Here is a 15050-nt window from a genome sequence, read left to right on the forward strand (position 1 = left end):
ACGCCCTGCCCGTGCCGGCATTCTGCTGGCATGAGCGCAAATCTCCCCATCGTCCGCGACAATCGCCGCCGCGACTTAGATGCCGCTGTCGGTCAGACTGTCTTCACCCTGCCCGTCCCGGTGTTCGATCTCGCCGACGTGGTGGTCTACTCACGCCTGGTCGCGACGGAGGGCGTCTATACCCGCCTCCTGACGGGCTTCACCCTGGCATTCGTGCCGGGGGGCAGCGGTTCGGTGCAAGTGACCTTCACCACGGCGCCGCGCACGTCAGAGTCGGCGCCGGCGACATCGATCCGCGTCGAGGCCAGGCGCGTGCAGGAACGTGTCACCAACGCCACGCGCAACGGGGTGGTGCAGTCATCGTCGCTCGAGGCGGATCTCGACCGGATCTCGACCGTGGTGCAGGAGTTGCGGCGCGACATCGACGATGCGATCGATGCGATTCCCCAGCGCATCCCCGGCGTGGCGGTTGACTACAAGGGGCTTGAGATCTGGGGCGTTCTGCCGGGCACCAGGCCCGACAGTGTCGCGACCGTCAGCCAGATCGGCAGCGCCCTGCGCCTGGCAACCGAGGCCGAGGCGGCGGCCGGCCTGATCGAGAATGCCGTGCTCAATCCCAAGACGCTTTTCGCCGCGCTCCGCGCCTTGGGCCTGATCGGCACCACGGGCACGTTCGCCACCTTCCGGCAGATCGGCGCGGCCTTGGCCGACATCGCCAACCCGTCCGGCGCCAATGTCACGCCAATCATCCGGGATGCCATCGATCCACTCGGAGCAGACGCGGCCTCGCAGCAGTGGAATGCCGGTGCGCCCGTCAGCCCGGCCGACGATCTCTATGTGCTGATCCAGACGACGCTTGGCTGGTCTTCCGCGCAGATGACCACCTTCATGACCCTCGCCCGGAGCAAGCCCGCATGATCCGCTCTCTCGTTTTCGTGATTGCCCTCCTGGCAGCGACTGCGGTCGCGCAGGCTAAGGGCACGCCGACCCTCCAAATCGACAATACCGGTACCACCCGCTGCCTTACCGTTTGGGATCTGACGTCGCCGAACGTCGATAAAGGCATTCAGATCGGTTGCGTCGATACGCGCATCGGCTCCTGGGATCTGCCGGTCGCTTCGCGGAACCTGTCTCAAATCACCGAGCGCGAGCTGCGGGCCTTCGGCTATCGCGGCGACAACGTCTCTCGCACGCTGGCGTCGGCGCCGACTATCAACGGGCGTCCGACGACAGGTTGGACGCTGGCGCAGTGGCAAGCCATCTTGCCGGCCGCGACCGCCCTCACAGATGAGCTCGATTGGGTGGTGCTGCAGTCATTCATCAAGGCGGCCGGCTCCAATCCCATTTCGATCAACCTTGGACCCGGCAAGCCCACCGTCAACAAGACGCTGTCGGCGTGCGGGCCCAATGTCCGCATCAATGGCTCGGGAGCGCAGTCTACCGTCTTCAACGTCAACGCCGACGTGGATCTGATCAACTATTGCCAGGGCGGCTCCGATCCGCTTGTCTCGGCGCGTGTTGAGCTGGAAAACTTCGGAGCGGTCAAGACGGCCAACACCAGCGCCAACTATGCCCTTCAAGCGCGGTTCCGCCCTCAGACAAACCTGCTTGCCAAGAACCTGAATTTTCAGGGCTTCAATAATTGCATTCGCACCGAGAATGGCGCGGGCATGGTTATTGATACCGTGTTTTGCTACACGCAGCGCGCCGGCGGCTCTACGGGCCTCGGTACCGGCTTGGAGATCCAGGGCGGCCCGCACACCGATGCCGGTACCGGCCAGGCGGTCGGCGGCACCTTCATCAACCACATCAGCAACAATCTGATGCAGGGGTATGAACTCGGCTATCGGTTCTATGCTCTTGGCGCCGGCCTTGAGGATCAGCGCGTCACCAACTCGGCGGCCGGCGGTGTTCGCCGAGGCCTGCAGATCACTGGCGCGATGACCGGCAGTGCCGGCAATTACTCGCCGTTCGAGATCAGCATCGATAACTTTTCCTGCGATGCGACGACAACTTGCCTCGACATCGACCGCGGCTGGCATACGACTATCCGGGGCGGCGATTTCTTGCTGGCTCCGGCCATCGCATCGACGACTTGGAATGGCACCGGGGCGGACTTCATTCGCATCTGTCGCGCCGACACGGTGACGCTGCGGGATGCGTTCATTTCGAACAACGCTCAAGCCATCGCCATCGGCGACTTCATCCATGTTCGTTCGGACAATTCGTGCGGCCTGACCGGCCCGATCAACCCGTTGGTTGTCCAGATCACCGGCAACACGATCGAGGCTGCCAACCTGGCCTTTACGTCGAGCGTGTTCAAGGCTGACGCCGGATCTGTCGGCATCCTGTTCAAGGATAATGTCTTCACATCGTCCTTCGTGCCGATCGAGCCGCCGGCGAACTATATCGTCTGGAACAACACCGACAACAACTCGGCGCTTTTCAGGAATGTTAATCTTGGCTTCACGGCTCAGAGCAACCCGGCTGCCTTCGCGATCAGCACCAACTCGAACTTCAATGCGGCGTCGCTGAGCCTGCCTCCTGGCAAGTGGCTCTGCCAGGGCAACATCCAGTACCTGCCGGCTGGTGGCACAACCCTGGCCGTCGTCCAGGGCGCCTTGAACACCACCTCGGCGACCATTCCGGCCAATGGCGTTCAAGGTGGCTTCCAAGAAGTCACCAACCAGTCGGCAGGACAGGGCGGCATCTTCAACACGGGCAGCTATGCCTTCGACCTGACGGCCTCCAGCACGATCTACCTGGTGGGGGTCGCGCAGTTTTCCGGCGGCACGTCGAACGCGAATGGCAACCTGCAATGTGTCCGCATCAGGTGACGCCGTGCATATATGACCATTTCAGGTGAAACTCGCCGTCATCCCCTCTGACAAACACGTCGGCGTCCCTATGCTGGGCCGCCGACTGCGCCTCGGCGGCGCTGACGGCGAATTTGAAGGCCTCATCCCTGGTCGGGTAGACCTTCGATCGCATCCCGTTCCGCTCGATTTGGACATCGAATCCGAAACCGGTCGGATCGCGGTCGACGTAATAGCTTCTGCGAATGGCCATCTCTCAACCTCCCCAAGGCAGTTTGTTGCCCTTCACGAAGTTGCTGCCCTCCCGATTGTCGCCCTTCTGGATGAAAATCAGGTTGTGGTAGAAATGCATGCCGAACACGTTCAGATCCGTATAGGTCGGGCTGTAGGCGGGGGCGTGCATCTCTTCCCAATTGAGCCCGTCGATCAGGGATTTGAAGAACTCCATGGTAGTGATCTGGCGTGTGGCGGGAGCCAAAGGGCTGCCGAAGATCGGCCAGTAGGATGTCTGGACGTCCTCGACCACATACCAACCGTTGGGCGCCACGAACTGGAACAGCATCCAGAACGTGGGGATGACGTGTTCGGGCCGGTGCGATCCATCGTCGATGATGATGTCGAACTGGTTGCCCTCAGCCTCGTCTATGATCTGGGCGATGGCGCGGGGATCTCCTTGGGAGCCATGATAGGTCTTGATCCGGTCACTGGCGACGCCCGGCTTGGGGTGGTAGTCCAGCCCCACGATCTGGCCCTTTGGGAAGTACTCGCGCCACATTCTCAGTGAGTGGCCGCCTGCATTCGGATCGCCATAGCCGCCGATGCCGATTTCAAGCAGACGAACAGGATCGTCACGCAGTGCTGAGAAATGACGATGATAGTGCTGCGTATATCGGTGTTCGGTAGCCTTGTCGGTCCCATGCTGTTTCGCCAGCTTTGTTAGATCATCGTCCATATTCAAAGACTTCCCCCGCCCATGGATGCCTGTTCAGCAAAGTAATCTTGCTGATAGGCGCACCAAAAGTAGCCAGAAGTCGCAGGACAGCAACCCCCAACCGCACGGCGGCGCGCTAATCGCCCTGTCGTGAGCCTCACACTCGCGGTGAACAAGTGAGGCCTTCCATGGACGTTCTCTCGATTCAAACCCGCCTGAAGACGCTGGGCTACGATCCCGGACCGCTCGACAATGATTTCGGGCCGCGCACCCGCGCCGCCGTCATCGCCTTCCAGAAAGCCCGCAAGCTGGAGCCAGACGGCATCGTCGGCCGGCTGACGGCCGCCGCCCTGTGGGCCGGCGTCAAGACAAAGGAGCCGGCCTGGCTGGTCGAGGCCCGCAAGGATCTCGGCCTGCGCGAGGCACCGGGCCCGAAGGACAATCCCGACGTGGTGCGGATGTTCGCCGAGGCGGGCCATCCCGAAGTCAAGCACGATGCCGTCGCCTGGTGCGCGGCCGCCGTCGGCGCTTGGCTAGCCCGCGCCGGCATCAAGGGCACCGGCAGCTTGTGGGCGCTCGACTATGCCAAATGGGGGCAGGCCCTGCCCGGCCCTCGGCTCGGCGCCATCGCCGTGAAGCGCCGGCGCGGCGGCGGTCACGTCACCCTGGTGGTCGGCGGCGCGGGCGATCGCGTCTTCTGTCTCGGCGGCAACCAGGACGATGCCGTGACGATCGCCTCCTATCCGGCCGCGGCTTTCGCTTATCGCTGGCCCAGCGATGTGAAGATCCCAGAACCGCCGGCGCGGCTGCCCACCACCATCACGGGCGCTCGCGCCGGCGTCTCTGAAGCCTGAAAGGATCTCCATGTTCACTTCCTTTGACAAGGCGATCGCTGCTTTCATTACGTCGTTGGTCAGCATCCTGGTGCTGCTGGGAATTTATGTCCCCGCCTTCTTGCAGGATCCTGCAACCATCGGCTCGATTGCAGCTATCGTTTCCGGAATTATCGGCGGCATCACCTATGGCATGCCCAACAAGTCGCCGGAGAAAACCTCCGGCGTCGGCACCAGCCAGTCGGCGCAGGGCCCGCCCAAGTGACTGCCTGGCTCACCATCGCGGCGCTCGCGCTCCGCGTCTTCGGCGCCCTGGTCGACCAGGCCAGGGCGTCGCGTCAATCCGACGAATCGAAGTCCGCCGCTCTTGCACGGGTTCTCAACGATGCTCTCGCTACGATCGAAAAGGCCAAGGCCGCCCGCGCTGATGCTGCTGCTCGCGACGCCGCTCCTGGCGGGCTGCAGCAGCCTGACGGCTTCCGGCGGGATTGACGACGCGGCCGTGCATCGCACGGCAATCCTGGCCGCCTGCGGATCCTTCGAGCCGATCCGCTACAGCGGCCGTGATACGGAAGAGACCCAGCGCCAGGCGCGCGCCCACAACGCCGCCGGCGTCGCAATCTGCGGATGGAAGCCCTGATCATGGAGGAAAACCCCATGCAGAAGCCTACCTGGTGGTCGAATAATCTTTCCCTCGGCAATGTCATCACGATCGTGATGCTGGTCTTCGGCATGGGCGTCGGCTGGCAGAAGCTCGAAGCCAACGACCTGGCGGCCGAGACCTGGCGCAAGGATCGCGACAAAGCGATCGACGAATTGAGGGTGAAGGTCGCCCCGATCGAGGGCCTGATCTACCGCCTGGGGCAACAGGAAGCGAATGTCGCGCAGATCAATGCCCGTGTCGATCGGGCCGTCGACTCGATCTCAGACCAGCTGAAGGAACTGCGCAAGGACGTCGGCCAGGTCGGCACCGCGGTTGCCGTTCTCACCCGCTCGATCGAGACGCAGGGGCGTCGCGACGACGCCTTGCCGTCGACCGGACGGCCCCGCTGAAACCCATGATTATGAACAAAGGTCGCACATGCGACCTGTGCGACCCCTTAGACTGATCGCACAGGGGTCGCATGTTCTGTTTGCGTTCCGAAGGGCTCGGAAAATTCTTGAGCAATTTCAAGGGTGTTTTTGGTGAGCTCGCTGGGATTCGAACCCAGGACCCCATGATTAAAAGTCACGTGCTCTACCGACTGAGCTACGAGCTCTCACCAGGCAGGACCTTGCCCTGCAATTGCGGTGTCTCTAAGCGTCATGAGCGGATGGGTCAAGCTGCCATTGCGGCGTGCCATGCAAAAATGGCGCGTCATCCCCTCGTCATGCTCATGAAGTGATGAATACATGCGCTTGCGACAGCTGAAAACGGTGCTAAGCACGTAACGGACGATAAGCTGCCGGGGGCGGCAAAAGGAGATCAGCCAATGCAATTGGGAATCATCGGCCTGGGCCGCATGGGCGGCAACATTGCCCGCCGCCTGATGAAGAACGGCCACACCACCGTCGTCTATGACCGCGCTCCTCCGGCGGTCCAGGCTCTGGTGGCCGAAGGCTCGGTTGGTGCGAGCGATCTTGCCGATCTCGTCTCGAAGCTGACGCCGCCGCGCGCCGTCTGGGTCATGCTGCCGGCGGGGGCCATCACCCAGGGCACCATCGACCAGCTTTCGCGCCTGATGTCTCCGGGCGACGTGATCATCGATGGCGGCAACACCAATTGGAAGGACGACGTCCGCCGCGGCAAGGAACTGGCCGCCAAGGGGCTCGATTATATCGATGTCGGCACCTCCGGCGGTGTCTGGGGCCTGGATCGCGGTTATTGCATGATGATCGGCGGCAAGACCGAAACGGTCACCCGCCTCGATCCGATCTTCGCCACGCTGGCGCCGGGCATCGGCAATGTGCCGCGCACACCGGGGCGCGACAAGCACGATCCGCGCGCCGAGCAGGGTTATATCCACGCCGGCCCCTGCGGCGCCGGACATTTCGTCAAGATGATCCACAACGGCATCGAATACGGCCTGATGCAGGCCTATGCGGAAGGTTTCGACATCCTGCGCTCCGCTGCCAACGAAGGCCGGGCCGAAGGCGAGAAATTCGATTTCAACATGGCCGATATCGCCGAAGTCTGGCGTCGCGGCAGCGTCGTCACGTCCTGGCTGCTCGACCTGACGGCGAGCGCGCTCGCCGCCGACGAGGAATTGAGCGAATATTCCGGTTTCGTGGAAGATTCCGGCGAAGGACGCTGGACGATCGAGGCGGCCATCGACCAGGCCGTACCGGCCGAAGTCCTTACCGCCGCTCTCTACACCCGTTTCCGCTCCCGCCAGGAGCACACCTATGCGGAGAAGATCCTCTCCGCCATGCGTAAGGGGTTCGGCGGTCACGTCGAACCGAAGAATTCCGCGCCCAAGGCTTGAGTTATGAATGCCCACCACATCAACAAGGGCGGCGCTGCCGGCCCTTGCTGCTTCGTCGTTTTCGGCGCCAATGGCGACCTGACCAAGCGCCTGCTCGTCCCTGCCCTCTATAATCTTGCGGCCACCGGCCTGCTGCCGGAAAACTTCGCCATTATCGGCGTGGTGCGCCGGCCCATGGCGGACGATGTCTTCCGCCAGTCCCTGGTGGATGGCCTCAAGCAGTTCGCCACCCGCCCGGTCGACCAGGCCGTCGCCGACAAACTCTTCGCCTGCGTCACCAGCGTGGTCGCCGAAGTCGAGAACCCAGACAGTTTCCGGGATCTCGCCCGGCACCTGGAAAAGGTCGAGGGCGCGCGCAACACCGGCGGCAACCGCCTCTTCTACCTGGCGACGCCGCCATCGGGCTTCGCGCCGATCACCCGGCTCCTGCAGGAGGTCGGCCTCAGCCAGGAGGTGGAAGGCGGGCCCTGGCGGCGCGTCATCATCGAAAAGCCGTTCGGCACCGATCTTGCTTCGGCCCAGGCCCTCAACCGGCAGCTCTTGAGCGTGCTGAGCGAAGACCAGATCTATCGGATGGATCACTATCTGGGCAAGGAGACGGTCCAGAACATCATGATCCTGCGCTTCGCCAATGGCCTGTTCGAGCCGATCTGGAACCGCGATCATATTGACCATGTCCAGATCAGCGTGGCCGAGACCGTCACGGTCGAGCGCCGCGGCGCCTTCTACGACGCCACCGGCGCCCTGCGCGACATGGTGCCGAACCATCTGTGCCAGCTGCTGTCACTGGTCGCCATGGAGCCGCCGGCCCGCTACTCGGCCAATTCGGTGCGTTCGGAGAAGGCGGAGGCCCTGGCGGCAATCACGCAATACACGCCCGAACAGGCGATCCTGAACTCGGTGCGGGCGCAATACGGCCCCGGCATCATCAAGGATACCCCGATCACGGCCTATCGTGCCTCGCAGGACGTCAATCCCAAGAGCGTCACGCCGACCTTCACCGCGATCAAATTCGCCATCGACAATTGGCGCTGGGCGGGGGTGCCCTTCTATCTGCGCACCGGCAAGGCTCTCGCCAAGCGCAAGACCGAAGTGGCGATCCGCTTCAAGGATGCGCCGATCGCCATGTTCCGCGACACCGCCTTGTCCGGCATGGGTCCCAACACGCTGGTGCTCGACATTCAGCCGGAGGAAGGCATCACGCTGCACTTCAACGCCAAGGTGCCGGGCCCCAAGATCGACCTGGCCGGTGTCGGCATGGACTTCAAATACAAGGATTATTTCGAGGCGGCCGCGAGCACCGGCTATGAAACGCTGATCTATGACTGCATGATCGGTGACGCCATGCTGTTCCAGCGCGCCGATGGAGTCGAGGCCGGCTGGGCGGCAGTACAGCCCTTCCTCGATGCCTGGGCCAATGCAGGCGATCGAGGGCTCGCCACCTATGCGGCCGGTTCCGAAGGCCCGGCGGCAGCAGAGGTCATGCTTGCCCGTGACGGACGCAGCTGGCGGCCGATCGCATGAGCAGCGAACGCATCATCGATGTCTCGGACAATGCCGACGCCCTGGCCGACCGTGCGGCCGACTGGTTCGTCGCCGAACTCAAGGGACGGCCGGGGCCGATTGCCGTGGCGCTATCCGGGGGCTCGACACCCAAGCGCCTCTATGAGCGCCTGGCTCGCGATCCCTGGCGTTCCGCCCTGCCCTTCGAGCGCATTCATTGGTTCTGGGGCGATGAGCGCATCGTGCCTGCCGACGATGCCAGGCGCAACACGCTGATGGCCAAGGCGGCCCTGCTCGATCATGTCCCGGTGCCCGAGCAGAACATCCATGAGATCGCGGCCGCACCCGTCTCGCCCGAGGCGGCAGCGCAGGACTATGAGCAGGCACTCAAGGCTTATTATGGCGCCGAGGTGCTCGATCCGGATCGGCCGCTCTTCGATATCATGCTGCTCGGCATCGGGTCCGACGGGCATACGGCTTCCCTCTTTCCGGGCAAGCCAGCCCTGGCGGTAAGGGACCGCTGGGTCGTTCACTCCGATCCGGGCCTGGATCCCTTCGTGCCGCGGGTCACCCTGACCTTCCCTGCCATTGCCTCCAGCCGGGCTGTCGCTTTCCTCGCGGCCGGGGCCGACAAGCGGGAGACGCTCTCAAAGGTCTTCGCGGGGGCCGATCTGCCGTCGGCCCATGTCGAGGCCGCCGGTCCGATTCACTGGTTCCTGGACAAGGCAGCCGTGCCTGGTTGACCTGCTGGCAGTTTCGCTGTCTTGGCGAAGGGCGTGGCTTTTGGGGGAATGATGGCGGGACGAGTAAGCGTAGCCGCGCTGGCCGCGATGCTGGCGACGGGCCTCGCCGGGCAGGCTTCGGCGGAGATGTTCCCGATCTATCGGTCGGACGACTATTGCCTGGATACCGTCGGCCGTCCGCCGAAGGTGACGTTGGACAGCCCGGACATGGTCGCCTGCTTCAACCGGGAGGCGACGGCCTATGTCGAGTTGAACGATATCTGGGCCAAGGTGCCGGATGCCATTCAGAGCGCCTGCTATGCCGAAGGCCGGACCAGGATCGAAACGGGAGCCGGCTCCTACGCCAGGCACCTGGCCTGTACACAGCGCGAGATTGCCGATCGGTCCCGTCCCAGCACCGGCATGCCGGTGACCGACTGCGACCGCCTCGCTTCGCGCGGCGGAAGCGATCCGCTCTCCCTCGCTCCGGGGTTTGCCATGGGCGACATCGATCACGCCAAGGCGATCCCGGCTTGTGAGCAGGCCCTGGCCGGGCAGCCGAAGGAAGGACGGTTCGCCTACATGCTCGGGCGGTCCCTGGAAGGGGCCGGACAGTATGAGAAGGCACGCCAATCCTATCTCCAGGCCATCGATCTCGGTGAGAAACGAGCGTTCCTCAACCTGGGCAACCTCTCCGAGGAAGGCCATGGCGCGGAGCCGGATCTTGCGGCGGCCGTGGCATGGTACAGGAAGGGCGCCGATGCCGGCGAAAGCGGCTGCGAGAACAACCTTGCCGGGCTCTATCTCAGGGGAGACGGCGTCGAACAGAGCGCCGAGCAAGCCCTGGTTCTCTATCGCCAAGCCTTCGAGCATGGCGACGGCGAAGCTGCCTATAATCTAGGGGTCATGTACGAACAGGGCAACGGCGTCGAAGCGGATACTGCCGCTGCCGTCGACTACTATCGCAAGGCTGCAACCGCCGGCAGTGCCAACGGGCAATATGAACTCGCTCGGCGCTATGCCAAGGGAGATGGGGTCGAGAGGAACGCGGCTCTTGCCGTGGTCTGGTACACCAAGGCAGCGCAACAAGGCCTGGGCTCGGCTCAGATGGATCTCGGCTATGCCTATGACGAGGGGCTGGGTTTGTCCCCCGAACCGGCTGAAGCAGCCAGATGGTATGCCAAGGCCGCAGACAATGGATATAACGCGGCGCGGCACAACCTGGCGTTGTTCTACGCCGAAGGCAAGGGCGTCCCCAAGGATCCCGCCAGGGCGGTTTCTCTGTATCGACAGGCTGCCGAGGATGGCTATATCCCTTCCCAGACCAATCTTGCCGCGCAACTTGCCGATGGTACCGGTGCGCCCAAGGACGAAGTCGAGGCGTTGAAATGGTTCAGGCTGGCGGCCGGGCAGGACGAACCGGTTGCCCAGTTCAATCTCGGCGTTTTCTATGAAAACGGGCGCGGGATCCGCGCCAGCAAGAAGGACGCCATCGCCTGGTATCGCAAGGCCGCCGCCCAGGGGCATGAGAAAGCCAAGGTGGCTCTCGATCGGCTCATCGGCAAGAAAACCCGCAAGAAGGCATAGGAAATACCATGACCTCCTCTCCCCATCTGGTTTCCACCGCTTGGCTGGCCGCGCATCTTGGCGACGAGAATCTGGCGGTCGTCGATGGTTCCTGGCATCTGCCGGCGACCAATCGCAATGGTCATGCGGAATATCTGGCTGCTCATATTCCCGGCGCCGTCTTTTTCGATATCGACAAGATCGTGGATGCGAGCAGCGGGCTGCCCCATATGTTGCCCAGCCCCGAGGTTTTCTCTGCAGCCGTCGGTGCTCTCGGCATCACCGAGAACAAGCATATCGTCGTCTATGACGGTGCCGGCCTGTTCTCGGCGCCACGGGTGTGGTGGACCTTCCGGATCTTCGGCGCATCCAGGGTCTCCGTCCTCGATGGCGGTTTTCCGCTTTGGCAGGTCGAGAACCGTCCGGTCGAGAGCGGTGAGATGCAGCCGGTGCCGGCTCGCTTCACCGCGCGTTTCGATGGTAGCCAGGTGAAGAGCGTCGACCAGGTCCAGGCTGCCTTGGCGCAGGGCAGTGCGGAAATCGTCGATGCCCGGCCGGCGGAGCGCTTCCGCGGGGACGCGCCGGAACCGCGGCCGGGCGTACGCCCGGGGCACATGCCGGGTGCCCGTAACCTTCCCTATGCCGCTGTTGTCGAAAATGGCCGCCTGGCCTCCCCGGAGACAATCACGGAGGCGATGGCAGCGGCTGGCATCGATACCCAAAAACCGCTGGTGACGAGCTGTGGCTCGGGCGTGTCGGCTGCCATTCTGGCCCTGGCCTTCGATGCCGTCGGCAAGCCGGTCGAGGGCATCTATGACGGATCCTGGGCCGAATGGGGCGCCCGGCCGGATCTGCCTTTGGCAACGGGCGATTGAAACGCTTCGCTCTACGACGGCAAAAATCGCTTCATCTGCGCAAAAATAAAGCTCGCACAAGGATATGTGCGAGCTTTTTGATTCTTTGGTTGGCTGGCGATCCGGCCTATTGTCCCGCCATCGAAGCGGTGACGGGCGGGGTCGGCACCAGAACTGCAGGCCCATGAGCCGGTGTCGCTGCAAAGGCCTGAGCCGTCGGCTGCACGGCCATGGCCGGTTCCATCGATGCGTCGGGCGCCTTGGCCTTCGCCAGATTCACCTGACCGACGGAGCCGGTCGGCACCTTGCCCAGGACACCGTCCGAACTGCGCGGGCGCGAGGGCGGCAGCGGCGTGAACGCCATATTGGTCAAGCCAGCCACTTCGGTGGTGGCCACGGGCGGATCCATCGGATCGGCCTGGGCAATGACCGGCGGCACCATCACCGGCTTGATCTCGGGGGCTGCAAGGCTGGAAGGCCTCGCTTCGGTTGCCGAAGCCACCTGCGTTACGGCCTTGACCGGCAGGATCGGTGTCACTGTCGGCCGGGTCGGCGGCGCTGCGTCGGCGACCATGGTGTTCGGGAGGCCGGCCGGCAGCGGCGCCGGCGTGCCGTCGGTCCGCAAGGTCGCCAACAGCATCTTGTTGTCGGATCCGGATTCGGGAGCGCGGCCGACATACTCGACCTTCACCCGGCCGACGCCGGAACCCTTGAATTGCAAAAGGTCAGCGGCCCGGCTCGACAGGTCAATCAGGCGGCCATGTACATAGGGGCCGCGATCGTTCACGCGAACGACGATCGAGGTGCCGTTGGTCAGATTGGTGACGCGGGCATAGCTCGGCAGCGGCATGGTCTTGTGCGCGGCCGAAAGCCCCGTCATGTCGAAGCGTTCGCCGACAGCCGTCTTGCGGCCGTTGAAGCCCGGGCCGTACCAAGACGCCAGACCGACGGCGGTGTATTTGGAATCATGGCTTGCCGGCACATAGCGCTTGCCGCCGATGGCATAGGGCTTGTCCGTACCGTTCTTGCTGCGAACGGGCGGGGTGGCCACACGCATGCCGGCAGGCGGAGGTACCATGGTCGTGCTGGCAGCGGCCGCAACCTGCGTGGTGGCGGGCTTGGGGGCGTAGGCCTGGTTGGGTGCGGCGCAGCTTGCCAACGCGGCACAGCCGACAAGGGCAACGGTCGCCTTGACGACTGCCCCGGATACCCGGGAAGGAGATGAAGTGTCGGAAATACGCAACTCGACGCGATTTGGAACAGTCGAGAGGTTTTCCGCCATCTCAGAATCCTTCTTATGGAGCGAAGAGGCGCCGTGGTCTGCGAGCGGCCATGGCGTGTCCAGCACGACATGGCGGGGCGCAGTACGAACGCAACCTGCTGTTTCATTTCGAAGCACGAAGCCGTTCTGCACTTCGTGTCCGGTTATGGATTTCCCCCGATTTCCGCCATAAAGACGCCCTGACATTGCGTCTGAATTGCGGCAGGGTTTCCAAACCGTAAACAGCCGATAGCGCAAGATCAGACAAATTGAAAGCCCCCGAACGGGCCCATGCGGCACCAGGACACCGGCCCGCTCGTCGCAGCGGTCATGGTGAGGTCAATATTTCCTGAACAAAATCAGTAGGAAAAGGGCGGTTAACCAGTACGGTCGAGCATTGTTCGATTGCCGGCAAAAAAGTTCACTTCACACAACTTTACAGAGCAGAACCACCCCCGCAAACACGGTCCTGCCATAGTCGCCGGGCCAGTTTGAGGCGGGCCGGATGACGGAAAGGAATCGAGGGATGGCGCTCGACAGCAAACAGGTATTCCCGGATCGCTCGCGCAATGCCGTCGACTTGGCTATGTGCTTGGCATGTTGGTGATTCCTGCCCTAGGGTCACTGGAACACACCTTTTCGAAGGCCCCATCGTGAAGTTTTCTCGTCGTCAGATGCGTACTTCAGCAACGGCAGTCGGTATGTTGACCGGGCTTGCGGCAATGCTGGCCGGTTGCGCCGATGTTCGCCCGCTCAATCTCGCGATCGCCGTGCCGAGCGCTTACGACCAGGCTGCGAAGGCGAAGCCGGCCGGGCCGTTGCGTACGGATTGGTGGCGCAGCTTCGGCTCCCCCGAACTGACGGCGCTGGTCGCTCAGGCGCAGATGGGCAATCTCGACATCGCGACCGCCATCGCCAATATCGAACAGGCCCAGGCGGGCATCACCATTGCACGGGCCCCCTTGTTTCCCCAGATCGATGGCGACATCTCGGCCCAGCGGGCCCGTGCCGCCTCGTCGACGGGGCGTGTCGGGCGTGGGCGCGCCACCTACGGCCTGTCGGCGAATGCCAGCTACGAGATCGATTTCTGGGGCAAGAACAGCCAGGCCCTGGCCAGTGCCAGGTCGAGCGAGGCTGCAAGCCGCTTCGATCGCGACACGGTGGAACTGACGGCGATCGCCAATGTGGCGGATGCCTATTTCTCCATTCTCGGCGCCCAGGATAGGCTGCGCATTGCGCGTGAGAACGTCGCCAGCGCCAGCCGGATCATGACGCTGATCAACAACCAGCTCAAAGCCGGGACGGCGACGTCGCTGCAGGTCGCCCAGCAGCAGAGTCTGCTCGACCAGCAGCGCGCCAGCATTCCGCCGCTCGAATTGTCGGTGACGCAGAACAAGGCGGCCGTCGCCCTGCTGGTCGGCAAGCCCCCTGCCCTGGTGGACATCAAAGGCGGCGGCTTGGGACGTTTGCGCGTGCCGGTCGTCGCGGCAGGACTTCCCTCGCAATTGCTGACGCGCCGGCCCGATATCGCGGCCGCCGAAGCCAGTCTGATGGCATCCCATCAGGACGCCTTGTCGGCGAGAGCCGCCCAATTCCCCTCGATTTCCCTGACCGGGCAAGGCGGCGTGCAGAGCGCCGCGCTCAAGAGCCTGTTCGACCCGGCGTCCGGTTTCTATTCGATCGCAGCGGGCCTGACGCAGCCCATCTTCGATGGCGGAACCCTGCGCGGCAATGTCGAAAGAGCCAATGGCGTGCAGAGCGCCCAGGTCGCCGCCTATCGCAAGACGGTGGTGCAGGCCTTCGTCGATGTCGAGAACGCCTTGGCGGCCGTGCGCCAATATGCCCGCCAGGAGGCGCTGCAGCAGGCCGTGGTGGTGAGTTCGCGCAAGGCCTATGCCATCTCCGAGCAGCAGTTGCGCGAAGGCACCGTCGATCTGGTGACGGTGCTGCAGACCGAGCAAACTCTCTTCAACGCCCAGGACACGCTGGTACAGGTCAAGCTGCTGCGTCTGCAGGCGTTGATCAGCCTTCATCAGGCATTGGGCGGCGGCTGGACCCTTTCCGCCGCGCAAATGCCGCAAAACTAGGGCGTGTCGTGG

16 protein-coding genes and 1 tRNA gene are annotated in these 15050 nt (G+C 63.5%); 13 read left to right on the forward strand and 4 right to left on the reverse strand.

Annotated elements, in window-relative coordinates:
- Positions 1–30 precede the first annotated feature (30 nt).
- Both BA190_RS26915 and BA190_RS26920 read left to right on the forward strand, forming a co-directional pair.
- Positions 31–918 (forward strand): hypothetical protein, encoded by an 888-nt coding sequence (locus tag BA190_RS26915; RefSeq protein WP_068295281.1) that lies wholly within the window; start codon positions 31–33, stop codon positions 916–918.
- Positions 915–2837 (forward strand): hypothetical protein, encoded by a 1923-nt coding sequence (locus tag BA190_RS26920; protein WP_068295284.1) that lies wholly within the window; start codon positions 915–917, stop codon positions 2835–2837. Before BA190_RS26915 ends, BA190_RS26920 begins: the two co-directional genes overlap by 4 nt.
- Here the strand turns inward: BA190_RS26920 and BA190_RS26925 are convergent.
- Both BA190_RS26925 and BA190_RS26930 read right to left on the reverse strand, forming a co-directional pair.
- Positions 2830–3069, reverse strand: coding sequence for a DUF2188 domain-containing protein (locus BA190_RS26925; RefSeq protein ID WP_068295287.1), 240 nt, complete (start codon positions 3067–3069; stop codon positions 2830–2832). The two genes, BA190_RS26920 and BA190_RS26925, sit on opposite strands and share 8 nt — an antisense overlap.
- Before the next feature lie 3 nt (positions 3070–3072).
- A complete protein-coding gene (locus BA190_RS26930; protein WP_068295289.1) occupies positions 3073–3768 on the reverse strand; it encodes a class I SAM-dependent methyltransferase in 696 nt (231 codons plus the stop codon).
- 167 nt (positions 3769–3935) lie between these two features.
- On the opposite strand from BA190_RS26930, the gene BA190_RS26935 reads away from it, so the two are divergent.
- Genes BA190_RS26935 through BA190_RS26950 form a run of 5 tightly spaced genes read left to right on the forward strand, consistent with a single transcriptional unit; the run spans position 3936 to position 5633 of the window.
- Positions 3936–4601 carry a TIGR02594 family protein gene (locus BA190_RS26935; protein WP_068295294.1) on the forward strand — a complete coding sequence of 222 codons (666 nt, stop codon included), beginning with the start codon at positions 3936–3938 and terminating at the stop codon, positions 4599–4601.
- 10 nt (positions 4602–4611) lie between these two features.
- Entirely contained in the window at positions 4612–4845 is a 234-nt protein-coding gene (locus tag BA190_RS26940; protein ID WP_068295297.1) for a hypothetical protein, read from the forward strand.
- Positions 4842–5072: a hypothetical protein gene (locus BA190_RS36175; protein ID WP_156771717.1), complete on the forward strand. Its 231-nt coding sequence runs from the start codon at positions 4842–4844 to the stop codon at positions 5070–5072. The genes BA190_RS26940 and BA190_RS36175 overlap by 4 nt, the downstream gene beginning before the upstream one ends.
- 10 nt (positions 5073–5082) lie before the next feature.
- Positions 5083–5220: a hypothetical protein gene (locus BA190_RS36180; protein WP_156771718.1), complete on the forward strand. Its 138-nt coding sequence runs from the start codon at positions 5083–5085 to the stop codon at positions 5218–5220.
- 17 nt (positions 5221–5237) lie between these two features.
- Positions 5238–5633, forward strand: a complete 396-nt coding sequence (locus BA190_RS26950) for a hypothetical protein (RefSeq protein ID WP_156771719.1) — start codon at positions 5238–5240, stop codon at positions 5631–5633.
- Between the two features lie 130 nt (positions 5634–5763).
- Here the strand turns inward: BA190_RS26950 and BA190_RS26955 are convergent.
- A tRNA-Lys gene (locus BA190_RS26955) sits at positions 5764–5839 on the reverse strand.
- Between the two features lie 213 nt (positions 5840–6052).
- Here BA190_RS26955 and gnd point away from each other — a divergent pair.
- The 5 genes from gnd to sseA are packed head-to-tail and all read left to right on the forward strand — an operon-like array spanning position 6053 to position 11711.
- Complete coding sequence (gene gnd / locus BA190_RS26960) at positions 6053–7045, forward strand: phosphogluconate dehydrogenase (NAD(+)-dependent, decarboxylating) (protein WP_068295306.1); 993 nt, start codon at positions 6053–6055, stop codon at positions 7043–7045.
- 3 nt (positions 7046–7048) lie between these two features.
- Positions 7049–8569: a glucose-6-phosphate dehydrogenase gene (zwf, locus tag BA190_RS26965; protein ID WP_068295309.1), complete on the forward strand. Its 1521-nt coding sequence runs from the start codon at positions 7049–7051 to the stop codon at positions 8567–8569.
- Positions 8566–9291 carry a 6-phosphogluconolactonase gene (pgl, locus tag BA190_RS26970; RefSeq protein WP_068295312.1) on the forward strand — a complete coding sequence of 242 codons (726 nt, stop codon included), beginning with the start codon at positions 8566–8568 and terminating at the stop codon, positions 9289–9291. The genes zwf and pgl overlap by 4 nt, the downstream gene beginning before the upstream one ends.
- 33 nt (positions 9292–9324) lie before the next feature.
- Complete coding sequence (locus BA190_RS26975) at positions 9325–10857, forward strand: tetratricopeptide repeat protein (protein ID WP_156771720.1); 1533 nt, start codon at positions 9325–9327, stop codon at positions 10855–10857.
- Positions 10858–10865: 8 nt separating this feature from the next.
- The gene (sseA, locus tag BA190_RS26980; RefSeq protein ID WP_068295324.1) at positions 10866–11711 is read left to right on the forward strand and encodes a 3-mercaptopyruvate sulfurtransferase; all 846 of its coding nucleotides are present in this window, start codon (positions 10866–10868) and stop codon (positions 11709–11711) included.
- Between the two features lie 106 nt (positions 11712–11817).
- Here the strand turns inward: sseA and BA190_RS26985 are convergent, their stop codons facing one another.
- Complete coding sequence (locus BA190_RS26985) at positions 11818–12972, reverse strand: septal ring lytic transglycosylase RlpA family protein (RefSeq protein WP_245314966.1); 1155 nt, start codon at positions 12970–12972, stop codon at positions 11818–11820.
- A 680-nt stretch (positions 12973–13652) separates the two neighbouring features.
- On the opposite strand from BA190_RS26985, the gene BA190_RS26990 reads away from it, so the two are divergent.
- Positions 13653–15038 (forward strand): efflux transporter outer membrane subunit, encoded by a 1386-nt coding sequence (locus BA190_RS26990; RefSeq protein WP_162275225.1) that lies wholly within the window; start codon positions 13653–13655, stop codon positions 15036–15038.
- Positions 15039–15050: the final 12 nt, after the last annotated feature.

The organism is Labrys sp. WJW (assembly GCF_001676615.1).
Taxonomy (GTDB): domain Bacteria; phylum Pseudomonadota; class Alphaproteobacteria; order Rhizobiales; family Labraceae; genus Labrys; species Labrys sedimenti.